We start from the raw sequence: 24,419 nt of genomic DNA on the forward strand, positions 1-24,419 counted from the left end.
GCCGGGTCACAGGGCGGCGATGTCGGCCCGGGCCCGCAGCAGGGTGTCGCGGGTGATCACCACGATTCTCTCGTAGTCGGCGCGGCTGGCGTCGCCCGGCAGCTTCGGGTCCAGGTCGGTCGTCATGTCGGTGCCGATGACGGCGAAGCGTCCGTCGCTCAGCTCGAAGAGGTCGGGGCAGCTTCCGTTGCCCATGCTGCCGCGCTCCTGAGGGGTGGCGCCCAACCGTCGGGAAATCTCTGGTGCTGTCACCGGGCCGGAATACCGCGGCGGTGCGCGGTAGCGCCAGCCGAATTGCGGAAGTTTTCCCTTTCGGTGCGGACGGTTACCCCTGTGAGCGTCTCACTGCTCGGTGTGTTGACCCTCGATCAAACGCAGGTTCGGTGCGTGCGGTGCTTGCCCGTTCGTCTGGGTCAGTGCCTCGTCGACGAGGGTGGCGAAGTGGCTCTCGTGCGAGTCGGGGTCCATTTCGGCACGCATGAAGCGGGCCGATTCCCAGTAGCCGCGGAAGGCCGGCGAGGTGACGATGTACCGCAGATGGCCGAGGGCCTCCCGGTCGTTCGCCATCTCCAGCTTGTGCGCGAGCATGGTGTGGCAGTAGATCAAATTCGCGTACAGATACTGGCGGTTCTCCTTCACCGTCAGGTCCGGGGCGAACTTGGGCCAGACCTCGGCCAGCTCCGGGTCGGCGATGCTCATCTTGAGCAGGTCCATGTGCAGGCGCCGCAGTCCGGCCTCGGCGCTGCGGTGCAGTTCGCCCGCCGACCGGCGCATCTCGTCCCGCTGGAGCTCCAGTTCGGTGCGTTGCAGCCGCATTTCCGCGCGTTGCAGTTCCAGTTCCTGGCGTTGCAGCGAGGTCTCGTCACGCTGCAGGCGCAGCGTCCTCGCCATGTAGAACAGCACCAGAACGGCAGTGGAGGACGCCGCGGCACCATAAGCCTGGCCCGCATTCCCACTGCCCGGGGTACGCAGCCCGGGGACCATCGTCATGATCAGGCTCAGCAGCACACAAGCCGCTCCGGCCGCCAGGACAACCCCCAGATTTTGCAGTACCCAAATCGCCTTGCGTGGTCCGATTTCGCTCACGGATACCTCCGCCCGCCCCTAGGCGTCAAACCGCGGCGTGCCGGCCGGATAAGCGCCGCCATCGCCGCTCGCGGGGGTTGTGCCCAAGCGGAAACGCGGACAACCGCGTCCGGTGGCGTGGTCGGGAGCACATGGGCGCGGAATGTTCCACTCCCGCTCCACTGGTCTCTTCCGGGCGCTTGGGGAGCAGCGGTGGCGGCAGGAGGTCTCTACCAGTTGGAGCGGGGCGGGAGCGCGGGCGCCGGGCGGGCGTACGCCCCCGGGCGGGGATCGCTCCCGCCGTACGACGCATCGGCGCCGTACGGGGAAGTGCGGCGCCGGAGTCCGCTACAGCTCCGGCGCCGCACGTAGGAGAGGGGCGGGTTTTACGGCCGTAAAGCTCTGAGGTCCTGGTCCGGCGCCGTACGTCCGGGAGGTGGGCCCCTGGGGTCAGCCGATGTCGCGGCGGCGCAACGCGGTCAGGCCCGCCGTCACGAACACCGCCGTCAGGGCGAGCAGCCACAGGAACGGTGCCGCGGTGGCCTCGCCGCCCGGCAGCTTCGGCAGGTGGCTGAACGGGGACAGGTTCATCACCCACTGGGGGAGCTGTACGGCCGGGCCCACCCAGCCGATGCCGAGGCAGCCGCCGACCACGGCCCAGGTGCCGACCGCGGCCTTGGGCAGCGCGCCGACCAGCAGCACCGCCAGGCCGGTGAGCGTCCAGACCGCCGGGGCCTGGGCCAGTACCCCGCCCACCGCGGGGCCGAGCTGTCCGCTCACGTCGCCGGTCGTCAGGCCGTACGTGAGGCCGAGGCCCAGGCCGCCCAGGAGCAGGATGAGGGCCGTGCCGAGGAAGGCGACGGCCAGGTGCCCGGCGGCCCAGCGCAGCCGTCCGACGGCGCCCGCCAGCACCGGTTCGGCGCGGTCGCCGGTCTCCTCGCCGCGCAGCCGGAGCACCGCGCCCGCCGCGTAGATCGCCGCGACCATGCCGAGCATGCCGGTCAGGGCGGATATGAAAGCCTCGGAGAGGCCCTGCCGGCCGCCCATCCGCTCGAATATCTGCCGGGCCTGCTCGTTGTCGCCGACCAGGTCGGACGCGCCGTCGATGATGCCGCCGAAGACGGCACCTGCGGCCAGGAAGCCGGCCGCCCAGCCGAACAGGGTGGTCCGCTGGAGCCGCCAGGCCAGGCCGGTGGCGCCGTTCAGGGAAGCGGGCGCGCGGGCCGGGCCCGGCCGGGCGGGCAGGAAGCTCATGCCGAGGTCGCGGCGGGCGGTGAGCGCGTACGCCGCGCCGACCGTGACGGCCGTACCGGCGAGGAAGAGCAGCAGAACCCACCAGCGCTCGTCGGCGAAAGCGCGCAGTTGCTCCGCCCAGCCGACCGGCGAGGCCCAGATCAGCGGGGAGGAGGCGTCCTCGGTGGCGGCGTCGCCCGCGGCCCGCAGGACGAAGGCCGCGCCCAGGACGGCCCCGGCCAGCCCCTTGGCGGCCCGGGCGCTCTCGGTGAGCTGGGCGGTGATCGCCGCCAAGCCCGCGAAGACCAGGCCGGTGCCGCCGACGGCGAGGCCGAGGGCCAGCGCGCCGCCCGCCGGCTGCCCGGCCCCGGCCAGCCCGGCCGCGATGAGCAGGGCCAGCGCGGCGTCGGCGACGAACGCGGCGAGCAGGGCGGCGGTGAGCGGGGCGCGCCGGCCGACCATGGCCGCCGAGAGTAGTTCCTGGCGGCCGGTCTCCTCCTCCTCGCGGGTGTGGCGTACGACGATCAGCAGGCTCATCACGCCGGCCAGCAGCGCGGCGATGCCGCCGATGCGCCAGGCGGTCAGGCCGCCGAGGGAGTCACTGAACACCGGGCCGTAGAGGGCGCGCAGGGAGCCGTTGCCGGTCATCGAACTTGCCACGTCGGCGCGCTTTGCGGGCGTGTCGTAGAGCTTCTTGAGGGCGCCGCTCATGCTGACGACGGTCAGTCCGAGCAGCACCACCCAGGCCGGGATCATCAGCCGGTCGCGGCGCAGCGCCAGGCGCAGCAGGGTGCCGGTGCTGGCCAGGTCGCGGGAGCCGCCGGTGCGGGCGGCCGCGGGGAGCGTCACGGCGGTCATCGCAGGGCCGCCTTCTCGGGAACGGAGGCGGCGGTGGCCGGGGCCCGGTCGCCGCGGATGTCGTCCTGGTAGTGCCGCAGGAACAGCTCCTCCAGCGTCGGCGGTGTGCTGGTCAGGCTGCGGACGCCGGACCGGCTGAGCGAGCGCAGCACCGCGTCCAGCTTGTCGGTGTCCACCTGGAGCCGGACCCGGTGGCCCTGTATGTCGAGGTCGTGGACGCCGGGCAGGCGGGAGAGGCCGTCGGGCGCGCCGGCCAGTTCGGCGGTCACGCTCGTACGGGTGAGGTGCCGCAGGTCGGCGAGGGAGCCGGACTCGACGGTGCGGCCCTTGCGGATGATGCTGACGCGGTCGCACAGCGCCTCGACCTCGGACAGCACATGGCTGGAGAGGAGCACCGTACGGCCGCGGTCGCGCTCCTCCTCGACGCAGTCCTGGAAGACCTCCTCCATCAGCGGGTCCAGCCCGGAGGTGGGCTCGTCGAGGATGAGCAGGTCCACGTCGGAGGCGAACGCGGCGACCAGGGCGACCTTCTGGCGGTTGCCCTTGGAGTACGTCCGGCCCTTCTTGGTGGGGTCCAGCTCGAAGCGCTCCAGGAGCTCGGCCCGGCGGGCCCGGTCCAGGCCGCCGCGCAGCCGCCCGTACAGATCGATGACCTCGCCGCCGGAGAGGTTGCGCCACAGGGTGACGTCCCCGGGGACGTACGCGACGCGGCGGTGCAGCGCGACGGCGTCGCGCCACGGGTCCTTGCCGAGCAGCCGCGCGCCACCCCCGTCGGCACGCAGCAGGCCGAGCAGGACGCGGATGGTCGTGGACTTGCCCGCGCCGTTGGGCCCGAGGAATCCGTGCACCTCGCCGGCCTCGACGTCGAGGTCGAGACCGTCCAGCGCCTGGGTCCGGCCGAACGCCTTGCGGAGGCCGGACACCGTGATTGCCTTCGTCATGGTTCTGAACGTACGCTCCCTTCACAAATTTGTGAAGTTAAGAAACCGTATAAAGTTGAGGGAACGTTCCGGGCCGGGGGAGCAGGGGAGAGGATGAGACGGTGAGCGAGCAGGCAGAGCGGCACCAGGGCCAGAGCGCCGGGCGGGACGAGGAGGCGGTCTCCCGCTTCGTGGAACGCTTCGCGGCAGAGCTGACCGAGGCGGGCATGCAGCGGATGGCCTCCCGGGTCTTCGCGGCGCTGCTCGCGTCCGACTCCGGCAGCCTCACCTCGGCCGAACTGGCCGAACAGCTGCAGATCAGCCCCGCCGCCGTCTCCGGCGCGGTCCGCTACCTGGTGCAGGTCAACATGGTCCGCCGCGAGCGCGAACCGGGCACCCGGCGGGACCGCTACCGGCTCTACAACGAGCTCTGGTACGAGACCCTGGGCAACCGCGAGAAGGTGCTGACCCGCTGGGAGGAAGTGCTGCGGGAGGGCGCGAAGACCCTCGGTCCGGACACGCCGGCCGGCGCCCGGGTCGCCGAGACCGTCGAGTTCTTCGAGTTCATGCAGGGCGAGCTGGACGTACTGCTGGAACGCTGGCGCGAACACCGGGCGCAGCGGCTGGCGGAGGAAGGCTGAGGCACGGTCGCCGCACGGCGCCGCCCCGCCTCAGCCGCACGGCGCCGCCCCGGCGTCAGTCGTGCGGCAGCGTCAGCCGCCAGGCGTCCGGCTGCACCGTCCACGTACGGGTCCTGACCGGGCCGCCGACCACCACGTCCGCCCGGTAGCGGAAGTCCGCGCCGGACACGGTCACCGCCCGCGCGCGGGCCCGTACCGGAGGCTCGGCCGCCTGCCAGTGGACGACGATCTCGGCCAGCCCGCTGCCGTCCGCGCCGTCGCCCGGCGTCACCGACACCCACCGCACCGGCCGGTCCAGGTCGGCCAGCACCACGCCGTCCGCCTCGACCCGCAGCCGGTGGCCGGGCGTGGCCACCGGGTCACCGGCCGCCGGGCGGGTACGGGCGGTCAGCAGCGCGAGGGCCGCGCGGGCCTTACGGAGCGGTGCCCGCCACCATGCGGCGGGCGCGTCCGGGCGGGCATCGGCCCCCGGTCCCTCTTCCGGCGCCAGGGCCCCGGCCGCGTCCTGCGCTTCCTCGCCCGCCCCACCCGACCCTCCCCGGGGCCCCGGCAGCCGCGCCCCACCGGAGCGCTTGCGGCGGCGGGGCCGTCCGTCCTCCTCCGTCCCGGACGGAATGTCCAGGCCGCCCACAACGATGCCGTCACTGTCGTCCGTGAGCAGGTGCAGGCTCTGTTCCGTACCGTCCAGGACCGTCCGCGCCGCCGCGACGGTGTCGGTCGGCACGCCCAGCGCGCGCGACAGCGCCACCGCGCCCGGCGCCCCGACCGGCACGACCGCGAGGGCCACCCCCGCCAGGTCGCGCTCCTTGTGCAGCAACGCCACCGCCCGCAGCAGGGCGCGGTCGTCCCCGATCACCACCGGGCGGCGATGGCCGCGGCGGGCCAGCGCCCGCGCGTACTCCTCCGGCCCGTCCGGAAGACAGATTTTCGCGGCCGCGCCCGCGCACAGGACGTCCTTGGCGATGCGTACGGATTCCCCGTCCGTTCTGCGGGCGACCGGGTCGATGACCACGAGCAGGGGGTGCCCCCGGACCCCGTCCGGAAAGCAGTGCCCAGATGGCTGCGCCGACACCTCGGTCCTTCCTCAGGTAGCATCTCGGTGCAAGAGCCCCTTGCGCGATTGCGCCAGGGGCTTCGTCTATTCCGGGGCACCGGTTCGACGGCTTCAGCGGTGTCGTACGCATGCATCCGCACGCATACGGCTTCGCGCACGTTGGACATGCCCCGCCCGGAAGGGGTGTACGCCTGTGCCCGCACTTGTGCTGCTCGGTGCTCAGTGGGGTGATGAGGGCAAGGGAAAGGCCACCGATCTGCTCGGTGGGTCCGTCGACTATGTGGTGCGTTACCAGGGCGGCAACAACGCCGGTCACACGGTTGTCGTAGGCGACCAGAAATACGCGCTGCACCTTCTCCCTTCCGGAATCCTCTCGCCGGGGTGCACCCCGGTGATCGGCAACGGTGTCGTCGTCGACCCGGCGGTCCTGCTCTCCGAGCTGAGCGGACTCAACGAGCGCGGCGTCGACACGTCCAAGCTGGTGATCAGCGGTAACGCGCATCTGATCACCCCGTACAACATCACCGTCGACAAGGTCACGGAACGTTTCCTCGGTAAGCGGAAGATCGGTACGACCGGCCGGGGCATCGGCCCGACCTACGCCGACAAGATCAACCGCACCGGCATCCGGGTGCAGGACCTCTTCGACGAGTCGATCCTGCACCAGAAGGTCGAGGCGGCCCTCGACTTCAAGAACCAGGTGCTGGCCAAGCTCTACAACCACCGCGCGGTGGTCGCCGAGCAGGTCGTCGAGGAGATGCTCGGCTACGCGGACCAGATCCGTGGCTACGTGGCCGACACCACCCTCCTGCTGAACAACGCGATCGACGACGGCAAGGTCGTCCTCTTCGAGGGCGGCCAGGGCACGCTGCTCGACGTGGACCACGGCACCTACCCGTTCGTGACCTCCTCCAACCCGACCGCGGGCGGCGCCTGCACCGGTGCGGGGGTCGGCCCCACGAAGATCAGCCGGGTCATCGGCATCCTCAAGGCGTACACGACCCGGGTCGGCGCCGGTCCGTTCCCGACCGAGCTGTTCGACGCGGACGGCGAGGCGCTGCGCACCATCGGCGGCGAGCGCGGTGTCACCACCGGCCGCGACCGGCGCTGCGGCTGGTTCGACGCGGTCATCGCCCGCTACGCGACCCGCGTCAACGGCCTGACCGACTTCTTCCTCACCAAGCTGGACGTGCTCACCGGCTGGGAGCAGATCCCGGTCTGCGTCGCCTACGAGATCGACGGCAAGCGCGTCGAGGAACTGCCCTACTCGCAGACCGACTTCCACCACGCGAAGCCGATCTACGAGACGCTGCCGGGCTGGTCCGAGGACATCACCAAGGCCAAGACGTTCGCCGAGCTGCCGAAGAACGCGCAGGCGTACGTCAAGGCGCTGGAGGAGATGTCGGGCGCCCCGATCTCCGCGATCGGCGTCGGCCCCGGCCGGGACGAGACGATCCAGATCAACTCGTTCCTGGACTGACCGAAGTGCGCGGCGGCCAACTTGCTGAACAGCGGGTTGGCCGCCTTCGCGCATCCGACGACGCGGGCAAGACGGTGTGACTAATCTGTCCGTCATGAAGGAGACAGGATGCTGCTGAGATTCCGGGTGGCGAACGTCCGGTCCTTGCGTGAAGTGCAGGAACTGTCGTTCGTCGTCCCCGAGGAGAGCAAAGACGAGCAGGCCGCGGCCCGCGAGACATTGCTCTCCGACGGCCGTCGGCTCCCCGTCCACACAGTCCTCGGTGTCTTCGGGGCCAACGCGTCCGGCAAGTCCAATGTCATCGCCGCGCTGAAGAACATGCGCCACGCAGTCCTGCGTTCCTACGCTGACTGGACGTCGTACGACGGCATCCCGCGTGAGGAGTTCGCGCTGGACCCCAAGGCCGCCTCGGAGACTTCGCTGTACGAAGCGGACTTCGTTCTCGGCGACGGCGTTCGCTGGACGTACGGGTTCGAACTCGGGGAACGGCGGATCGAGGCGGAATGGCTCTTCGCCTACCCCAAGGGCCGGCGCCAGGTGTGGTTCGACCGGGACGCCACCCGCGACAAGGAATACGACTTTCCCGGCGACCGCCTTCGCGACCGCACCCGACTGGCCCGCACGACCCGGTCGGACGCTCTGCTCCTGACGCGAGCCGCCAACGATGGTCACGAGCAGCTCACACCGGTCTTCGACTGGTTCAAGAACAATCTCTGGGACGTCACACCCGAGACCGAGCGCACCCAGCGCGAGGCCTATACCGCCATGCAGTTGCTGAAGAGCGAGGACTTCCGGCGGCGGGCGGAGGAACTGCTTCGGGTGGCCGACCTCGGCATTTGTGGAGTCGAGGTCGAGCAGACGTCGTCCGGCCGCCCGCTGGTACGGCTGATTCACTCGGGCGGTGGCGAACAGACGGCCATGGAATGGGGCTCCGAGTCATGGGGGACCCGCTCCTGGTTCGCCCTGATCGGTCCGCTGCTCCTCGCTCTGGACACCGGCGCGGTACTGCTCATCGACGAACTCGACGCCAGCCTGCACTCACGCTTCGCGGCCGAGGTCGTACGCCTTTTTCAGGCCCCCTGGGTGAACCCGAAGGGTGCCCAACTGATCTTCACCGGTCACGACCCCTCTCTGCTGCGCACACCAGGCGGCGGTCGGCTGCTGGAACCGGGGCAGCTCTGGCTCACGGAGAAGGACGAGCGGGGCGTGACAGAGCTCTTCTCGGTCGCGGACTGGGAGCCCACGGACGAGGAGGACCTGATGGCCTCGTATCTCGCGGGCACCTTCGGGGCGGTGCCGAGGGTGTCGGAGGGGCAGATCGGGCGGCGGTTGCTGCGGACGAACGACATGGCGCGGATGGAGGCGGAAGGGGTCTGATGGCGAGGCCAAAGGGAGGGGACAACGTCGCCCGTACAAGGGGCGCGAAGGGCCGCGCGAGCAGAGCCCGTCAGGTGTACATCTTCACCGAGGGCGAAGTGACGGAGCCCGAGTACATCGACATCATCCTCAAGAACGGCACCCCGGCCGAGGTCGGCCGCACGGTGGATCACCACATCGTGAACTCAAGCGCCAAAGGGGATGGACGCAAGCCGTATCGCATGGTCAAAGACGCCGTTCGCACTTTGCGACAGGTCGAGCGAGAGGCCAAGGCTGCCGGTCTGAAGCGGGACAAGGACTGGAACTGGCCCCAGGTGTGGGTGCTCTTCGACCGCGATGACCACCAGAGCATCCCGGAAGCCATGCGGCTGGCGGAGAAAGAGGATATCTGGATCGCCTACTCGCACCCCTGCTTCGAGCTGTGGCGGCTGCTGCACTACACGAACTACACCAGCACGTTCGGCGGGGTCTGTGGTGACGCCACCACCCGTCTGCGGTCGCGGGACGGTTTCGACGCGACGTACGGGAGCGGGGCACGGCCCGTATCCGGACAGCAGGCGAAGCACGTACGGAACGACCAGGTACTGAGTAAGAACAAGCGTCGTTACCTGGACGCCAAGAAGTACGCACAACAGATCAACAACCGTCACTCCTCGACCAACCCCAACGACTGTGACCCGTACACGGACGTCTGGCGGTTCGTGGAGGACGGTCTCCTCCTCAGCGGCTATTAGGCTGAACCGACGTACTCGGCAACGGCTGGGCGGTCCACTGCCCTTCGCCACGCAAGCACAAGATCATCAAGGAGCCTGTACGTGGCCAAGCTCACGCTCGATCAACTGGAGCGCCACCTCTTCGCGGCGGCGGACATCCTGCGCGGCACCATGGATGCTGCCGAGTACCGCGACTTCCTGCTGGTGCTGCTCTTCCTCAAGCGGGCGAACGACGAGTTCGAGGCCGTCCGAGACCGGATCATCATCGATGAAATGGCGTCGGGTGCTACGCGCGAGGAAGCCGAGGAAGAGGCGGACGAGCCCGCCCGCTACACGGCCCGTCGGATCATGTACGTCCCCAAAGAGGCCCGCTGGGAGCGGCTGGCTGGCGCGGTCGACGACGTGGCGACGAAGTACCTCCAGCCGGCACTGGAAGCGCTTGAGGGCCAGAAGGGCAACGAGCGCCTGCGCGGCCTGTTCGGTCATGTGAACTTCAACCGGATCGGCGGGGGCGGTGGTACCGGCGCATCGGCGGCCCGGCTCGCCGACAAGCGGCTTTCCGCGCTCATCGGTCACTTCGGCAGCCTTCGCCTACGCGGTGAGGACTTCGAGTTCCCCGACGTGATCGGGGCAGCTTACGAGTACCTGCTGAAGGACTTCGCCGACTCGGCGGGCGCTAAGGGTGGGGAGTTCTATACCCCGCGCGCAGTGGTACGGATGATGGTCGAGCTGGCGCGTCCCCAGGCAGGCCAGAGCGTGTACGACCCCTGCGTCGGCTCCGGCGGCATGCTCATCCATGCCAAGGAGTACATCGAGGAACACGGTGGTGACACCGAGGACCTGGCCTTGGCCGGGCAGGATGCCAACAATGGCTCCTGGGTTATGGCCACGATGAATATGTTGTTCCACGGCGCCAGCGACTTCGACCTACGCACCGGTGACACGCTCACCAACCCGCTGCACCTCCACAATTCGTATGACGTGGTACTCAGTAATCCGCCCTTCTCCATGGACTACAAGGCTGCGGAGGTGTCCGACCTCGAAGAGCGGATGCCGTACGGTCAGACGTCCGAGAAGGGCAAGGCAGACCTGATGTTCCTCCAGCACATGCTGCACATGGCCAAGGGCCGTGGCGGCTCGGTTTTCACCGTGATGCCGCACGGTGTGCTGTTCCGTGGCGGCGCGGAGGGCGACATCCGGGCTGAGCTAATTGAGAAGGACTTGCTGGAGGCTGTGATCGGCCTGCCGCCCAACCTTTTCTACGGCACGGGGATTCCGGCCTGCGTCCTGGTTTTGAGGGCGCGGGGGCGCAAGCGCACGGACCGGCACGACAAGGTGCTCTTCATCAATGCGGACCGCGAGTTCCATGCCGAGCGTGCGCAGAACGTACTGCTGCCGGAGCACGTGGAGAAGATCGTATCCACCTTCCACGCGCCTACTGCGAACGGGGACGTGCCCCGATTCGCCCGATGGGTGGAACGCAAGGAACTGAGGGAGAACAAGTACAACCTCAACATCCGCCGCTATGTGGACAACACTCCGCCCCCGGAGCCGCAGGACGTACAGGCGCACCTGACGGGCGGCGTCCCGAGGGCGGAGATCGAGGTGGACGAGAAGAAGAAACTGCTGAAGGCGTACGACGTCCAGGTCACGGACCTGTTCCAGGAGCGCCCGTCGGACGGCAACGGAAGCGGGCCGGCCTACGTGGACTTCCTGCCGGCGGAACGCCGCCCGGACGCCGAACGGCTTACCGAGCTGGCCAAGAGCCGGGAACAGGAACTGTGGACGGCGTTCGACAAGTGGTGGACGACGGAAACGGATCAGATCGCCGCGTTGGCGCCCTACGACGAGGACGACCGCACGGAGTTCGAGAAACGAGCCCAGCTTGCCCGCCTACGGGCCGACCTGATCAATTCCTTCCGCGAGCTGCTTCTCGGCGTGGGCCTGCTGGACCGGTACGCGCTCGCTGGTGCGGTCGCGGGATGGTGGCAGGACGCCAGGAACGAACTGAAGGCGTTGGCCGGCAACGGCTTCAAGGGCGTCGTCGAGGGGTGGGTCGACACGGTCGAGACTATGTTGAACCCGGAGCCCAACCCGTGGACGGGCGGCGCCCGCAAGCGTTCGGGCGCGGAACGCCGTGAGGCATACGCACACAAGGTCGTGGCCCGTATCGCCCCCAAGTTCCTGAACGACTTGGCCGAGGCGGACGCGCGCAAGGCGGAACTGGACACGAAGGTAAAGGCGGCTGAGGAAGCAGAGGCAGCGCGGGCCGCAGCGGCGGTGGGGGTGACGGACGACGGCGAGTCCACCGAGCCCTCCGATAACACTGTCCTCGACCCGGCTGTGGCGGATGCGCTGCTCAGCGAGGCCGACCTGAAAAAGCTGAAGCGTGACCGCACGGCGGCGGGCAAGGCGGTGAAGGCGCTAGAGGAGGCGTTTTATCCGCTGGACGGGATGGGAGCCGAGGCGACTGCTGCCGCTCCGACCGCGAAGCAGAAGAAGGCAGCCGGCTTCGCCGAGCAGACAGCCATGTCTGTGACACCGGGGCTGCACGAGGCCCGGGACGTGCTGGACGATGCGGGCGCGCGCGAGGTCGTACTCGGCATCCTCCGGGACGACTTGGCATCGAAGCTGGAGGGTCATGTCATCCGCAGACGCCGCAAGTTGGTCGACGCCTACTTGGGCTGGGAGCGCAAGTACCTCGTATCGCTGCGCGACATCGAAGCCCGGCGCGAGGCTGCGGCGGAGCGGTTGAACGGGTTTCTGGAGGAGCTGGGTTATGTCGGCTGATCTTCCACTGGGCTGGTCTGAGCGCAAACTCACCGATGTAGTTGCGCTGCCGACCGGGCAAGTCGACCCACAGGTACTCCCTTACCGCGAGCAGCCCTTGCTTGCTCCAGACCATATCGAATCGACGACGGGTCGAATTATCGAGCTCAAGACGGCGGACTCACAACGCGCATCGAGTGGCAAGTATGTTGTGCGTCCCGGCGATGTGGTGCTTAGTAAGATTCGTCCAAGTCTTAGGAAAGTCGCCATTGCGCAATTTGCAGGCACTTGTTCAGCTGATATGTACCCACTGCGCCCCAAAGTCGGGCTTCTTCCGGAAGTGCTTCACGCCGTGCTGCTCGGTGAACGATTCTCCCTGTTCGCCGAAAGCGTATCCGGTAGAACAGGGATCCCAAAGCTTAACCGGGATGACCTCGCCTCTTACGTGTTCCGCCTTCCTTCCGAGCCGGAGCAGCGGCGAATCGCTGAAATCCTGGACGCGATTACGGAATCGGAGCGGGCGGTTGAGGCGGCAATTTACAAGCTGCGAGCGTTGCGGCGTGGAATTCTGCTAGATGGTATGGCGGCGATCACCGCGAGCGAGACACCAGACGGGTGGGAGCGCTTGCCTCTGAAGGAGGTCGTTCCATCGGTCGATTACGGAATTTCCGTAGCCCTGAACGATGATAGTCGCGGTGTAGCCACGCTTCGGATGAATAACCTGCGGGATGGCCGACCTTACCTCAATGAACTTCGTTACTGTCCGCAGAAGGTGCATCCCAAGCATCTTCTGCGAATGGACGATGTGCTCTTTAACAGGACCAATAGTATCGATCATGTCGGGCGGTCAGGGATCTGGCGAGGCGAGCTTGAAGAGGCGACATTCGCGTCTTACCTGGTGCGCCTGAACCCTGATGTCGAGCGTGTCATTCCTCAATTCCTCGTAGAGTGGCTGCTGCATCCCGTGATTCGGCAGAGGGTCCGTGCGATTGCAACAGTTGCGGTTCAGCAGGTCAACGTGAACCCGACGCGGCTGCGTGAGCTGTATATCGATCTACCTACTGACCTAGGGGAGCAAAAAAAGCTGGTAGCCAGCCTGGAAGTGTGTGATCGGCGAATCGCAACGGAAAAGGAAAGCTTGGGTAAGCTCCGGGTGGTAAAAAGGGGGCTCGCCGACGCTCTGCTCAACGGCAAGAGGCTGGTGTGTGAATAGGCATAGCGGGTAATTACCGTGTCAGCGTGTTCGTTCTGGGAGAGGGCTCCGCGTGCCCGTCAGAAAGCCGCCAACGGAGCGGCAGCGCCGTTTTTGTGCGGAGTTGCGTCGGATGCGCGAGCGCATCGGGATGGCAATCAACGAAGCCGCTACCTTGCACCGTACCGACCGCACCACCATCAGTAATACGGAGTCGGCGCGTACCGGTGTCAGCCCCGACCGAGTGCGGGTCTGGTCGGGTAATTTCCGTTGCCCGGATGCCCGGTACGTCGAGGCGCTCATCGAAATGGCCAGAGAGCGTGGCTCGAACTGGTGGAAAGGTTACCGGGGGTTGCTTTCTGTGAGCCTGCTGGATATTGCAGAGATGGAGCATCACGCTTCGGCGCTGCGGTCGGCTCAGATCATGCACATGCCGGGATTGCTTCAGCAGCCCGACTATGTGCGAGCTATCTTTAGGGAAGCGGTGCGGGCCATGAGCCCCATGGAGCTGGAGCGTCATGTCGAGTTCCGGGTGGCGCGTGCCAGGCTGCTCGACCGGCCCGAGCCGCCAGCGTGTGAATTTCTGATCCACGAGTCCGCGTTGCGCATGCGCTTCGGTGGCCGTGGCGTCTTCCGCAAGCAGCTCGACCACCTCCTGAGCCAGTCCGAACGGCCGGGGGTCACCGTCCGTGTCGTACCTTTCCGAGCGAGTGGGTTCGCGAACGCGGGGAGCTCGACGCTGTACGCGTACGGCCCCGTGCCCCAGTTGGACACCGTGCAGGTCGATGTCCCTACTGGGGCCACCTTCCTCCATGCAGAGACCTACCTCGTGAACTTCCGTGGCGTCCTCGACCGTATGAGTGAACGCGCCATCGCCCCGGAAGCATCCACTGGATTCATTCGGCAGGTGGCGAAGGAGACCTGAGGTTAGGAATCGGTGCAACTTCACTGGCGTAAATCGTCCTACTCGGCGGATACCGGTAGCTGTGTCGAAGTCGCTGAGCGGGGGGACGACGTGTTCCTGCGCGAGGGCGACGATCCGGAGATAGCCATCCGGACCGGTCGGCAACAGTTGCGATCGTTCCTGGCGGATACCAAGACGGGAAGGTTCGACGGCTTCGCGTAGTTGGCGCGCAGTACGTCGGCATATGCCGATCCGTGGGCAACTCGCACAACGTGTTGTTTGGCGCCACTCGCGGGCGTACTGCGCGTGATGCTGGCTCAACGCACGGTTATCGAAGCCCCATTGAGTCACGTGGGCAAGCGCCCCGGCGGTGTGCGACCAGCCCGGGGCATGGCCAACGCCGCTAAGGAGCGTCAGCATGTGTAACCGTATCCGGCCTGGGCGCGCGCGAACACTCGTGCGCCTGGTCTTCCGTATCGTCGCGTGGGTTCTACGCGCGGTCTCCGCCCGGGCTGCGCGCAGCGTTGTGCCCCGGCCGGTAGTGGGCGGAACAATCGCCCGACCTCCCCACGTCCACGGCTACGGCCTCAGCCATGAGCAACGCTCCCGACGCACCGCGCTCGTCCTCGCCCTCGACGGCGTTGACGTCGGACCCCGGGCCACCCACGGTCATCGCGTCGGCAAGCCGGTTGCGGTCCGGGCGGAGGCGGCGGCCTGATGAGTGCAGCGAAGAACGGACCGGGCGCCGTGCGTGTCAGCCGCGTCCCCAGCAAGCCCCTACGACGCGAAGAAGACGGGAACTTCGCCATCGACCTGTGGGTGCGCCGTGACGGCGCTTTCATCTCCGATATCGCGCTGCATCTTTCACCCGCCGAGGCGGAGTCACTGCACGTTCAGCTCTGTTACGCGCTGGACGACGAGACCGCGGCTCTGATCACTCCTGCGGACTTGCTTCCCGATTGCCGGAAGGGAGCCCGCGCGGCGCGACGCCGCTGACCGCGAAGAAGCGCAGATCGCACACCTTGTGGCCCGCGACCCGGTCGCGGGCCACAAGGCCATGTCTCTCGTTCGCCCCTGACGCACAATGGACCCTCGCACGGTTCACCAGTACGTCGGTACGCAGGGGAGGCGCGGGCATGGCTGCGGAAACGGTCGGGGGGAAGACCGAGCAGGTCGAGGCGGAGAGACCGCTGTTGGACCATCTCAAGGCGATGGGGTGGCAGCACATCGAGGGGGCGCGGCTCAAACAGTGGGGAGAGCGCGACGACTTCAGGGATGTGCTGCTGGACCGGCGGCTGCGGGCCGCCGTACGTCGGACCTCGCCCTGGATGACGGACGATGCGCATACCGATGCCGCCGTTCTCCGGCTGCGTGGCGCCGCGCGCCACGTGTCGGCGCAGTCGCTGGTGCAGGCAAACCGGGACGCCACCGAACTCCTGCTGCACGGTGTTCTGCACCCGGGCCCCGACGAGCACGATGTGAAGACGCAGTTTTTCGACTGGGCGCGCGAGGCGCTGGAGGGGAGCCGGGAGGAGGTCCTGGCACGTAACGACTACCTCGTCGTGGATCAGTTGCGTGTGTGTGACGCCGATGGCAAGCCGGCCGTACTGGACCTCGTGCTGTTCGTGAACGGCATCCCGCTCGTCGTCATCGAATGCAAGTCGCCGGACGTACAGGATCCCCTCGGCAAGGCCGTTCGCGACCTGCGTGCCTACAGCGGACGTCCCCTGGACGACGACACCAGGAAGGGAGAGGGCGCGCCCCGTGGCATACCGCACCTGTTCGCCCCGGTGCAGTTACTGGTCGCCGCCGACGGAAGGCAAGCCGCGCTCGGCACGTACTCCTCGGCGGAGGAACACTACGCGTTGTGGCGCAGCGTCACCCCGGACTACAGCGATCCGGATATGCCGGGTGGTGACGGCACGCCGGCACTGCGCCGGGAGCTGCGCGGCTGGGGCCTGCTGGGAGCAGCGGAGCAGCCCACCCTGCAACAGAAACTGACCGCGATCGTCCTCAAGCCCGGCAATCTGCTCAACATCGTCCGGCACTACGTCTTCGAAAAGCCGCTCGGCGAGGACAAAGGCGCGGGGAAGAAGCAGGGAAAGGCCACCGAGGCCAAGACGGCCAAGGTCGTCTGCCGCCATCAGCAGTACCGAGCCACGGAGAAGATCGTCGAGCGGTTGCGCTACCGCCCTAGCCGCGCCGTCACCGGCGGGGACCGGGACGAGCGCGGCGGAGTCATCTGGCACACGCAGGGTGCGGGCAAGAGCTTCACCATGCAGTTCCTGGCCCGGCGCCTGCACATGAATCCGGATCCCGAGCTGAACGGCATCACCCTGGTCGCTGTTACGGACCGCAACGACCTCCAGCGGCAGCTTCGCAAGGCCGTGGAGCTCAGCGACTCGACCGTCCGTGAGGCCACGTCCAGGACGGACCTGGAAAAGCTGTTGCGTAGGGCAGGGCGCTACGGTGGGCGGTCGGTGATCTTCGCGACGATCCAGAAGTTCCTCGGGGACCTGGTACCCGGAGGCACGGATGGGGCGAGCGATACCGTTGACGGAAAAGACCGGGCACTGGACGAGGACTTCGACGAAGCGCGGCGGCGGCTCGCGGCGGGAGAGAACGCCCAGGAGGTCGCGGATCCCACACCGGACGACAAGACTCTGGCCAAGGCCGAGCGGATCTTCCCCGAGTGCAGCGACTCGGATCGCGTCCTGGTTCTGGTCGATGAGGCCCACCGTTCCCATACCTCGGTCCTTCACGCCTGCCTGCGCAAGGCCCTGCCCAATGCCGCCCGGATCGGTTTCACCGGAACCCCGCTGATGGAGGGCAGGCTCACCGACACCGGGCGCATCTTCGGTCTGGAACCGAGCACTGGACCAAGCGGTGACCCGGAGTTTCTCGACACGTACCGCATGGCGGAAGCCGAAGAGGACAAGGTCGTCGTGCCTGTCCGGTACGAGGGCCGTACCACCAAGGCCGAGGTGCGTGACAAGGAGCGGATGGACCAGTGCTTCGAAGACCTCATAGAGCCGCTGGAGGATGCCGAGCAGGAACGGGTGAGGAAGAAGTACGGCACTCCGAGTTCACGGACGGTGGCCGAGTCGGTGCCGCTGATCCGGCGCAAGGCGGCCGACATGCTGGAGCACTACGTCACCGGCCCGCTCACGGGAGGGTTCAAGGCCCAGGTCGCCGTGGTCAGCAGACGGGCCGCCGTCCTGTATCGCAACGCCTTCCTGGATGCCCGGGCGGATCTGCTTCGGCGCGTTGCGGAGTTCGACCGCAGCGGGCGACGAGAGGCCCTGCGGGACCGGGCCCCGGAGGCATATACCGTCGAAGAGGCGCTCTTGTTGCGTGCCTGGCAGTTTCAGGAGCTGTTGCGGCGTATTGAATTCGTGCCGGTGATTTCCGCCGGTTCGGAGCAGAAGGACGGGCTGTGGCGCGAGTGGACCGATGAGAAGAAGCAGCGCGAGCACATCGCGCGTTTCCTCGCGCCGTTTCCGCAGCTGCCACCGGAGAACCCGTGGGTCATCATGCCCCCAAGGGAGCCGGACCCGGTGCCGGCTGGTTCCGTCGGTGGGATGAACCCGTGGAGTGACCTGGTCTGGGACACCAAAGAGGAGAGCGACCCGCCACCCATCGCCTTCCTCATCGTGAAATCCATGTTGCTCACCGGCTTCGACGCTCCCATCGAGCAGGCGCTCTACCTGGACCGCCCCATCCGTGACGCGGAACTGCTCCAGGCGATCGCCAGGGTCAACCGTCCCGCCCGCCGCAAGACCGAGGGCCTGGTCGTCGACTACTACGGGGTTTTGTCCAACCTCGCGGTGACCTTGGCCGCCTACCAGGGAAACCCGCCCGCTCTGGACTCGCTGCGCAGCATGGCAGACGAGATCCCTGAGCTGAGCCGGACAGCGGATGCATTCCGCGACTTCCTTGCCGAAGCGGATATTGATGCCGAGAGCCTCACGACGCGTGCCGGCCTGGCGAGTGCTGTTCTCGCCTTGTCCGACCCCGGACAGCGGGCCGCGTTGGACGAGGCACTCGGCGCTTTCCTGGGCGCCGTGGACCGCGTCCTGCCGCACGAGGGTGCCCTGGGGTACCTGCCCGACGTACGGACATGGAGTGCGCTCCAGATGCGCGTGCGCCGTCACTACCGGGACGACACCGGAGGCGGCTTCACGATGCGCGGCTATGGGCGCAAGGTACGGGCACTGATTGCCGACCACCTTGATGCGGTGGAAATATCACAGGCGATTCCGCCTGTGTCGATTCTCGCTGCCGACTTCGACGAGGCGGTCGCTACCCTGCCGGTGCGTGAGGCTGCTGCCGAACAGGTACAGGCTCTCCGCTACCACTTGGAGGAACGCCTGGCGGTGGAGGAGCGGAGCGTGTACCGGCAGCTCTCACAGGAGCTGGAACGGGTGCTGGAGGAGTTCGCCGGGCGCTGGGACACCATCGGCCAGAAGCTCGGCCCTCTGGTGGAGAGAGCCCGGCGTGCTGAGCAAAGTGACCCGACCGTTGCCCACCTGACTCGGATGGAACAACGGCTGTACGCGCTGCTCGGTGAGAAACTGGCGGGGAGTGAACTCCTGCACACTCCGGAACCGGAGGAGCTGCTTCGCCTTGTCGCCGAGGTCTATGACGAGATCACCAGCCAGGCCCGGCTGGCATCGTTCGGTGGTGAGGACAGGCACATCACGGTCCTTGAGGCGCGCCTCTACGAACGACTGCGCGCGGCCGGGTACCGGCGTGGGGGCGAAGGGCGCGAGGAAGTGAAGAGGCTCGCGTCGACGCTCGCCGGATACGCCGCGCAGCACTTGAGTGCGTTCCGGGCGGAGGCACGGAGAGAATAGGTACATGTCTTCCCAGCCCGCTCGTCCACCGGCCTGCCCCGGGGAGCCCGTACTCACAGAGAACGGGGCCATGGTCGTGGACGGGCGGGAGCTGAGGGTACGGATCAGCCTCCGCCGTCGGCGCTTGGGCCTGACAGTCGAACGGGACGGGACCCTCACCCTGCACGTACCGGATGGGTGTGGAGCCCAGCGGGTCGAAGAGTTCGTGCGTGCCAGCAGAGCCTGGATCGACGACAAGATACGTCTCAGTGGCGAGCGCCGCCAACTGCACCCTGTGCGTACCCTGCGCAATGGTGAGGTCCATCGCTACCTGGGGCGAGACTATCGGCTTCTCATCGTCGATGATCAGCTGGACGCGGCGGCCGCCTCGGTGGATGAGGGACCAGGGGCCGTCGTCCGGTTGGTGGCGGGGCGGCTTCGTTTGGACGGTACGGTTGCTGCCGACCCGAAGCGTGCACGGAAGGCTATCGCCGACTGGTACAGCCGGGCGGGGCAGCGTTGGATACGAGGACGGCTCCAGCCGTGGGCTGCCAGGATGGACGTATCGGAACCGGCAGTACATGTCCGTGACCTGGGGCGCCGGTGGGGAAGTTATCGATCTGGTCCGGCCGTTGATGGAGTGATCTCACTGCATTGGGCAACCTTCCAATTGCCGATCCATCTAGTCGACTATGTCGTGGCGCACGAACTGGCGCATGTGCGGGTCTCCGGGCATGGCCCGGCTTACTGGCGCTTGCTGGGTAGGGCGCTGCCGGAGTGCCGTCAGCTGAAGGAAGAACTCGACGAACTCGGGCGAAGGGTGTGGATGGGGGACCTGGGCTGCTGAATTTATGAAGCCAGGTCCCTGAGCCGCGGCCCCGCTCCATCACGGAGTGGGGATGCGGCTCGTGAAGTTTGCGGGTCTCTCGGTCCACGCCGCTGATCCGGCTCCGCCATGGCCCGCATGGGCCGACATCAGTTCCTCTTCGTATACGTCAGCGTCGCCTTGCCGTTGTCGAAGACGCGGCGGAGCTTGCCGTCGGAGTGGATGCGCAGGGTGCTGGGGGAGCCCGGCTGGCAGGCGGTCGCCGGGCCCGCCACGACCGTGGTCGGGCCGAGGCGCAGCGGCGGGCCGGCGTTCATGAGGATGGCCTTGAACTCGCAGTGGTAGGTGGCGCCGTTCGCTTCCATGGCCATGACGGTGTCGCCGGTCTCGCCCTGGGTGAGGGTGAAGCGGTAGGCGGGGCCGCCCTTGACGCTCTTGGACTCCCACTCGCCCAGGAACTTCTGCGGGATGCTGCCGGGCTCCTTGCCGGCCGCCTTGCCGACCTTGCCGTCCGCGGCCACCGTACCGCCGTCGGCCTTCGCGGGCGTCTCTTCGCCGTCGGGGCTGAACAGGACGTAGGCGATGCCGATGCCGGCGGTGGCCAGGCCGAGGCCGATGGCGGCGGCCAGACCGGCGGCGCGGGTGCGGCCGGTGCGGCCGGAGCGCCCCGTACTGCCGCGGCCGGCGGGGCTCTTGCGGCGGGGTGCGTGGGCGTGGGAGGCGCCGCCGGAGCGCGGGGGCGGGGTGGCGGCGGAGGCGGCCGGCGAGGGCGCGTGGGCCGGTGTGTACGCGGGCTGGGCCGCCTGGACGGTGGTGGGGGCCGACGCGAAAGCCGCGGCGGGTGTGGGGGCGGGCGTGGGGGTCTGTTCCTGGGCCGCCTCGTGGTGGCCCCAGGATCTCTCGCCGTTCTCCCAGGAGCGGCCGGGGGCACCGTACGACCCGCTGGGGTCCTGGTGGCTCCCCTCGCTTGCGCCGGAGTCCTCGTACGCCCCGTTGGGGTTCTCCGCGTCGAGCAGTTCGACCGCGTGCCGCCCCAGCTCGGCTATCAGCGCGCCCGGCAGCCAGGGCTCGTGCGCGTCGTCGTCGGATCTGGTGTACGCGATGAGCTGGTCCGGCGTCGGGCGCTGCGCCGGGTCCTTGGCCAGGCAGGCCGCGACCAGGCTGTGCAGCCCGTACGGCAGCCCGGTCAGATCGGGGTCCTCCTGGGCGATGCGGTACATCAGCGCGTGTACCCCGCTGTCCGACCCGCCGAACGGCAGCCGTCCGGTCGCCGCGAACATCAGCACCGAGCCGAGGCAGAAGACGTCGGTGGCCGGGGTGACCGGCCGCCCGCGCACCTGCTCGGGCGACATGAAGCCGGGGGAGCCGACGGCCTGGTTGGTGCGGGTGAGCCCGCCGCCGACGGTCACCGCCTCCAGCGCCCGCGCGATGCCGAAGTCGATGACCTTCGGGCCGTCGATGGTGAGCAGGATGTTGGACGGCTTGAGGTCGCGGTGCACGATCCCGGCGGCGTGGATGCTGCGCAGCGCGCCCGCCAGGCCGCCGGCGAGGATGCGTACAGAGCGCTCGGGCAGCGGCGTACGGCCCTCGGTGATCACCTGCCGGAGCGAGGGGCCCGCGATGTACCCGGTGGCGACCCACGGCGTCTCGGCCTCGGTGTCGGCGTCCAGCACCGGCGCCGTCCACTCGCCGCCGACCCGCCGCGCGGCCTGCACCTCGTGCCGGAAGCGGGCCCGGAAGTCGTCCTGGCCCGACAGCTCGGTCTTGACCAGCTTGACGGCGACCGTGCGGCCCCGGTCGGAGCGGGCGAGGTAGACCCGGCCCATCCCGCCCTCGCCCAGCCGTCCCAGCAGCCGGTACGCCCCGATCCGCGGCGGGTCCTGGGGGCCGAGCTGCCCGAGGCGGCCGCGCTCTGCGCGCTCATTCACGTTCCGCTTGCCCTTTCACCTTGTTCGCCCTGTGCTCCCGGACGTTCCCTGCGGGGACGGTGCCGCAGACGCGAACGTTCTGGACGACGCCGCCGGTTTCGGTTCGGTTCCCCGGTGTCCGTACCGGCCGTGGTCGGGCAGAGTGGCGCGTGGTGCGTGGCGGAAGGGATCGGTCGGCCGGGCGGGCCGGGAGGGGACTTCGGGACGGCAGGCAGGACGCGGGACGAGACCTCAGTGACCGAGGTTATCGAGCGCCCGGGAGAGCGTCTCCACCGCCTCCATGACCGTACGGAACTGCGCAGGTCCGCCCAGCTGTTCGGACAGCTCGGCGGCGAACTCGCCGTGACCCGGGGCGATCCGCTGCAAAGCGGACAGACCGTCAGCCGTGAGCGCGAGCAACTTGGCGCGGCGGTGGGCGGGGTTGGGCCGGTACTCGGCCAGCCCCTCGGCCACCACCAGGTCCGCGACCCGCTGCACGCTCTGCCGGGTGATGCCCATCGCCCGCGCGATCCCGGCGACCGGCAGCGGCCCGCCCGTCACCGCGCCGAGCACCTGCCACCGGGCGGTGGTCAGCCCGGCCGGGCGGGCCAGCTTCTCCGACACGGCGAGGAACTGGCCGTTGAGGCGGAAGACGCCGAGGGCGGTGCGGCTGAGGAGGTCCGGCGTGCTGGGCGGGGCGTCCTCGGGTGCGGCGCCCGGCTCCGGTGCGGGCCCGGTCACGTCGTGGGCTCCGTCGTCCGGACCTCCGCCGCCTGCCCGGCCGCCATCAGGACGGGGAAGGCGCTCGCGTCCGAGTGGCGGAAGAGGCGGAACCACGCGTCGAGCACCTGCGGTTCCATCACGTCCAGTTCGGCGAGGATCTCCCGGGCGAAGGCGACCGGTTCGGTCGGCCCGGCGGTGATCAGGCCGCGGTCGCGCACCGCGTCCGCGTCGCGGTAGTGGGCGCCGCCCCGGTACCCGTCCTGCGCGGCGAGGTAGTCGGCGACGCCGCTGGTGTGCGTACGGTCGTCGAGCAGCCCCTCGCGGGCCAGTCCGGCGGTGGCACCGCAGATGGCGGCGACCGGAACGCCCGCGTCCAGGAACGCGCGGGCCTTGCGGGCGAACGGGTCGAGACTCTCGCCCGCGTCCCACAGGCCGGCCCCGGGGAGGATCAGCAGCGCGCTGTCCTCGGGGTCCAGGGCGTCGAGCGCGAGGTCGGGCGTGATCCGCAGCCCGCCCATGGTGGTCACCGGGCGCCCGTCCCCGAGGCCGACGGTCACGACGTCGAAGCCGGTCCGGCCGGAGCGGAAGGCGTCGCCCGTACGGAGGCGGGTCACGGCGTGGCCGTACTCCCAGTCGGCGAGGGTGTCGTAGACGGCGAGGTGGACGGTGGTGCGGGGCCGTGCGGTCGTACGGGTCATGGTGACTCCCCTGGAGAGCGGGCCGTGTCGCGTGCCGCGACGCCGTGTCCGATGACAGAATGCTGTCTTAATGACAGAAGGCTGTCAATGGGGAGGCATCGCTGTAGGGAGGCTTCCGTCGTACGGGCGGGCCCCTCCGCCCGGCCAGGTAAAACGCCTCACCTAGCAAAGTCGGACCGAGTCGCCCCACTCCCTCCCGCCCCCCGGAACCTTTCCGCACCCCCGCTCGTACGACCTCAGAGCGCGGCCACCGCAGCCGTCTCCGCACGATCACCGATCCCCCGCGCACCCGCGGCCCCGTCCCCCGTCCGAGGAGACCGTGTGATTCCCGCCTTACGGGCCATCGCCCGCGCCGCCATGGCGGCACGTCCGATACCTCTCTCCGAACTCCAGGCCCGCGCGGAGCTGATGACCCGCGTCGATCACAGCTACCTGGTACCGGTCGAGGTTTTCGCCGACTTCGCGGCCCGGCTGACCGACCCGCACCGGACCGGAGGTCCGTTCCAGGTGCTGTGCATCAACGGCCGCCGCTGGTTCGGCTACCACTCCGTCCACTACGACACGCCCGACCTGCGGGCCTTCCACGACCACCGGCAGGGGTGCCGGCACCGCTACAAGATCCGCGAGCGGCTGTACGAGGACTCCGGTGAGCGGCAGTTCGAGATCAAGCTCAAGGGGCGGCGCGGTGAGACGGTCAAGCGGCGGCGGCCGCTGCTGCCCGGCGAGGCGACGCTGGGGCGCGGTCCGCGCGGCTTCCTGGCCTCCGTGCTGCACGGTGCGTACGGCATCGCCGCGCCCCGGGACCTGGTGCCGTCGCTGGTGACCGACTACCGGCGCGCCACGTTCGTCGCCGACGGCCGGCGCATCACCTGTGACGCCGGGCTGGTCTGCCGGGACGCGGGCACCGGGCGCAGCGTACGGGCCGACGGCGGCCTGGTCCTCGTCGAGACGAAGGCCGCGGTGACCGGCCACCTGACGGAGGAGGACCGGCTGCTTCGCGCCTACGGGCTGCGTCCCGCCGAGTTCACCAAGTACTGCGGCGCGATGGCGGCGCTGCGGCCCGGCCTGACGGGGCATCAGTGGCGGCGGGCGGTGCGGACGGCGTTTCCCCGGGAGGCGGCGTAGGCGGGTATGGACGGGCCCTCAGGCTTACGGAGGCGACTCCGGTGGCCCGGCCCGTTCTGGAGGTTCCTACAGTCCCACCGACACACTGTCCGTGCCCGT

General features: G+C 68.7%; 20 protein-coding genes. 12 read left to right on the forward strand and 8 right to left on the reverse strand.

Annotated elements, in window-relative coordinates:
* Positions 1–6 precede the first annotated feature (6 nt).
* The 4 genes from CP984_RS20730 to CP984_RS20745 all read right to left on the reverse strand — a co-directional run bounded on the left by CP984_RS20730 (position 7) and on the right by CP984_RS20745 (position 4,097).
* Positions 7–195 (reverse strand): hypothetical protein, encoded by a 189-nt coding sequence (locus CP984_RS20730; protein WP_003979911.1) that lies wholly within the window; start codon positions 193–195, stop codon positions 7–9.
* 147 nt (positions 196–342) lie between these two features.
* Positions 343–1,086: a DUF6082 family protein gene (locus CP984_RS20735; RefSeq protein WP_125522940.1), complete on the reverse strand. Its 744-nt coding sequence runs from the start codon at positions 1,084–1,086 to the stop codon at positions 343–345.
* Between the two features lie 429 nt (positions 1,087–1,515).
* Positions 1,516–3,156 carry an ABC transporter permease gene (locus CP984_RS20740; RefSeq protein WP_030180666.1) on the reverse strand — a complete coding sequence of 547 codons (1,641 nt, stop codon included), beginning with the start codon at positions 3,154–3,156 and terminating at the stop codon, positions 1,516–1,518.
* A complete protein-coding gene (locus tag CP984_RS20745) occupies positions 3,153–4,097 on the reverse strand; it encodes an ABC transporter ATP-binding protein (protein ID WP_003985641.1) in 945 nt (314 codons plus the stop codon). The genes CP984_RS20740 and CP984_RS20745 overlap by 4 nt, the downstream gene beginning before the upstream one ends.
* Positions 4,098–4,198: 101 nt before the next feature.
* On the opposite strand from CP984_RS20745, the gene CP984_RS20750 reads away from it, so the two are divergent.
* The gene (locus tag CP984_RS20750; RefSeq protein ID WP_003985640.1) at positions 4,199–4,717 is read left to right on the forward strand and encodes a GbsR/MarR family transcriptional regulator; all 519 of its coding nucleotides are present in this window, start codon (positions 4,199–4,201) and stop codon (positions 4,715–4,717) included.
* A gap of 55 nt (positions 4,718–4,772) precedes the next feature.
* Here the strand turns inward: CP984_RS20750 and CP984_RS20755 are convergent, their stop codons facing one another.
* Positions 4,773–5,729, reverse strand: coding sequence for a diacylglycerol kinase catalytic domain-containing protein (locus CP984_RS20755; protein WP_003985639.1), 957 nt, complete (start codon positions 5,727–5,729; stop codon positions 4,773–4,775).
* 235 nt (positions 5,730–5,964) lie between these two features.
* Here CP984_RS20755 and CP984_RS20760 point away from each other — a divergent pair, with 235 nt between their 5' ends.
* The 10 genes from CP984_RS20760 (at position 5,965) to CP984_RS20805 (ending at position 19,888) form a co-directional block, all read left to right on the forward strand.
* Positions 5,965–7,251 (forward strand): adenylosuccinate synthase, encoded by a 1,287-nt coding sequence (locus CP984_RS20760; protein ID WP_003985638.1) that lies wholly within the window; start codon positions 5,965–5,967, stop codon positions 7,249–7,251.
* Between the two features lie 108 nt (positions 7,252–7,359).
* A complete protein-coding gene (locus CP984_RS20765; protein WP_003985637.1) occupies positions 7,360–8,628 on the forward strand; it encodes an AAA family ATPase in 1,269 nt (422 codons plus the stop codon).
* A 74-nt stretch (positions 8,629–8,702) separates the two neighbouring features.
* Positions 8,703–9,362 carry an RloB family protein gene (locus tag CP984_RS20770; RefSeq protein ID WP_003985636.1) on the forward strand — a complete coding sequence of 220 codons (660 nt, stop codon included), beginning with the start codon at positions 8,703–8,705 and terminating at the stop codon, positions 9,360–9,362.
* 81 nt (positions 9,363–9,443) lie between these two features.
* On the forward strand, positions 9,444–12,131 hold the full coding sequence (locus CP984_RS20775; protein WP_003985635.1) for a type I restriction-modification system subunit M: 2,688 nt from the start codon (positions 9,444–9,446) through the stop codon (positions 12,129–12,131).
* Positions 12,121–13,323, forward strand: coding sequence for a restriction endonuclease subunit S (locus CP984_RS20780; RefSeq protein WP_003985634.1), 1,203 nt, complete (start codon positions 12,121–12,123; stop codon positions 13,321–13,323). Before CP984_RS20775 ends, CP984_RS20780 begins: the two co-directional genes overlap by 11 nt.
* A 112-nt stretch (positions 13,324–13,435) precedes the next feature.
* Positions 13,436–14,227 (forward strand): DUF5753 domain-containing protein, encoded by a 792-nt coding sequence (locus tag CP984_RS20785; protein WP_003985633.1) that lies wholly within the window; start codon positions 13,436–13,438, stop codon positions 14,225–14,227.
* A 12-nt stretch (positions 14,228–14,239) separates the two neighbouring features.
* Complete coding sequence (locus CP984_RS20790; RefSeq protein WP_003985632.1) at positions 14,240–14,428, forward strand: DUF397 domain-containing protein; 189 nt, start codon at positions 14,240–14,242, stop codon at positions 14,426–14,428.
* A 495-nt stretch (positions 14,429–14,923) separates the two neighbouring features.
* On the forward strand, positions 14,924–15,202 hold the full coding sequence (locus tag CP984_RS20795; protein ID WP_030180684.1) for a hypothetical protein: 279 nt from the start codon (positions 14,924–14,926) through the stop codon (positions 15,200–15,202).
* 140 nt (positions 15,203–15,342) lie between these two features.
* Positions 15,343–19,062 carry a type I restriction endonuclease subunit R gene (locus CP984_RS20800; protein WP_003985631.1) on the forward strand — a complete coding sequence of 1,240 codons (3,720 nt, stop codon included), beginning with the start codon at positions 15,343–15,345 and terminating at the stop codon, positions 19,060–19,062.
* Positions 19,063–19,186: 124 nt separating this feature from the next.
* Complete coding sequence (locus CP984_RS20805) at positions 19,187–19,888, forward strand: M48 family metallopeptidase (protein WP_231512630.1); 702 nt, start codon at positions 19,187–19,189, stop codon at positions 19,886–19,888.
* Between the two features lie 128 nt (positions 19,889–20,016).
* Here the strand turns inward: CP984_RS20805 and CP984_RS20810 are convergent, their stop codons facing one another.
* The 3 genes from CP984_RS20810 to CP984_RS20820 form a co-directional block, all read right to left on the reverse strand.
* Complete coding sequence (locus CP984_RS20810; RefSeq protein ID WP_030180686.1) at positions 20,017–21,795, reverse strand: serine/threonine-protein kinase; 1,779 nt, start codon at positions 21,793–21,795, stop codon at positions 20,017–20,019.
* A 231-nt stretch (positions 21,796–22,026) separates the two neighbouring features.
* Positions 22,027–22,515: a MarR family winged helix-turn-helix transcriptional regulator gene (locus CP984_RS20815; protein WP_003986968.1), complete on the reverse strand. Its 489-nt coding sequence runs from the start codon at positions 22,513–22,515 to the stop codon at positions 22,027–22,029.
* Positions 22,512–23,195 (reverse strand): DJ-1/PfpI family protein, encoded by a 684-nt coding sequence (locus CP984_RS20820; protein ID WP_003986967.1) that lies wholly within the window; start codon positions 23,193–23,195, stop codon positions 22,512–22,514. Before CP984_RS20820 ends, CP984_RS20815 begins: the two co-directional genes overlap by 4 nt.
* Positions 23,196–23,516: 321 nt before the next feature.
* Between CP984_RS20820 and CP984_RS20825 the strand changes: the two genes are divergently transcribed.
* Positions 23,517–24,320 (forward strand): polyphosphate polymerase domain-containing protein, encoded by an 804-nt coding sequence (locus CP984_RS20825; RefSeq protein WP_003986966.1) that lies wholly within the window; start codon positions 23,517–23,519, stop codon positions 24,318–24,320.
* The last annotated feature ends 99 nt before the right edge of the window (positions 24,321–24,419 follow it).

The organism is Streptomyces rimosus, from assembly GCF_008704655.1.
Lineage (GTDB): Bacteria > Actinomycetota > Actinomycetes > Streptomycetales > Streptomycetaceae > Streptomyces > Streptomyces rimosus.

Bases quoted from the DNA above. Each gene is read 5' to 3' on its own strand.
- CP984_RS20795 (WP_030180684.1), top strand. From the start codon at position 14,924: ATGAGTGCAGCGAAGAACGGACCGGGCGCCGTGCGTGTCAGCCGCGTC.
- CP984_RS20800 (WP_003985631.1), top strand. From the start codon at position 15,343: ATGGCTGCGGAAACGGTCGGGGGGAAGACCGAGCAGGTCGAGGCGGAG.
- CP984_RS20765 (WP_003985637.1), top strand. From the start codon at position 7,360: ATGCTGCTGAGATTCCGGGTGGCGAACGTCCGGTCCTTGCGTGAAGTG.
- CP984_RS20820 (WP_003986967.1), bottom strand. From the start codon at position 23,195: ATGACCCGTACGACCGCACGGCCCCGCACCACCGTCCACCTCGCCGTC.
- CP984_RS20740 (WP_030180666.1), bottom strand. From the start codon at position 3,156: ATGACCGCCGTGACGCTCCCCGCGGCCGCCCGCACCGGCGGCTCCCGC.
- CP984_RS20780 (WP_003985634.1), top strand. From the start codon at position 12,121: ATGTCGGCTGATCTTCCACTGGGCTGGTCTGAGCGCAAACTCACCGAT.
- CP984_RS20785 (WP_003985633.1), top strand. From the start codon at position 13,436: ATGCGCGAGCGCATCGGGATGGCAATCAACGAAGCCGCTACCTTGCAC.
- CP984_RS20745 (WP_003985641.1), bottom strand. From the start codon at position 4,097: ATGACGAAGGCAATCACGGTGTCCGGCCTCCGCAAGGCGTTCGGCCGG.
- CP984_RS20730 (WP_003979911.1), bottom strand. From the start codon at position 195: ATGGGCAACGGAAGCTGCCCCGACCTCTTCGAGCTGAGCGACGGACGC.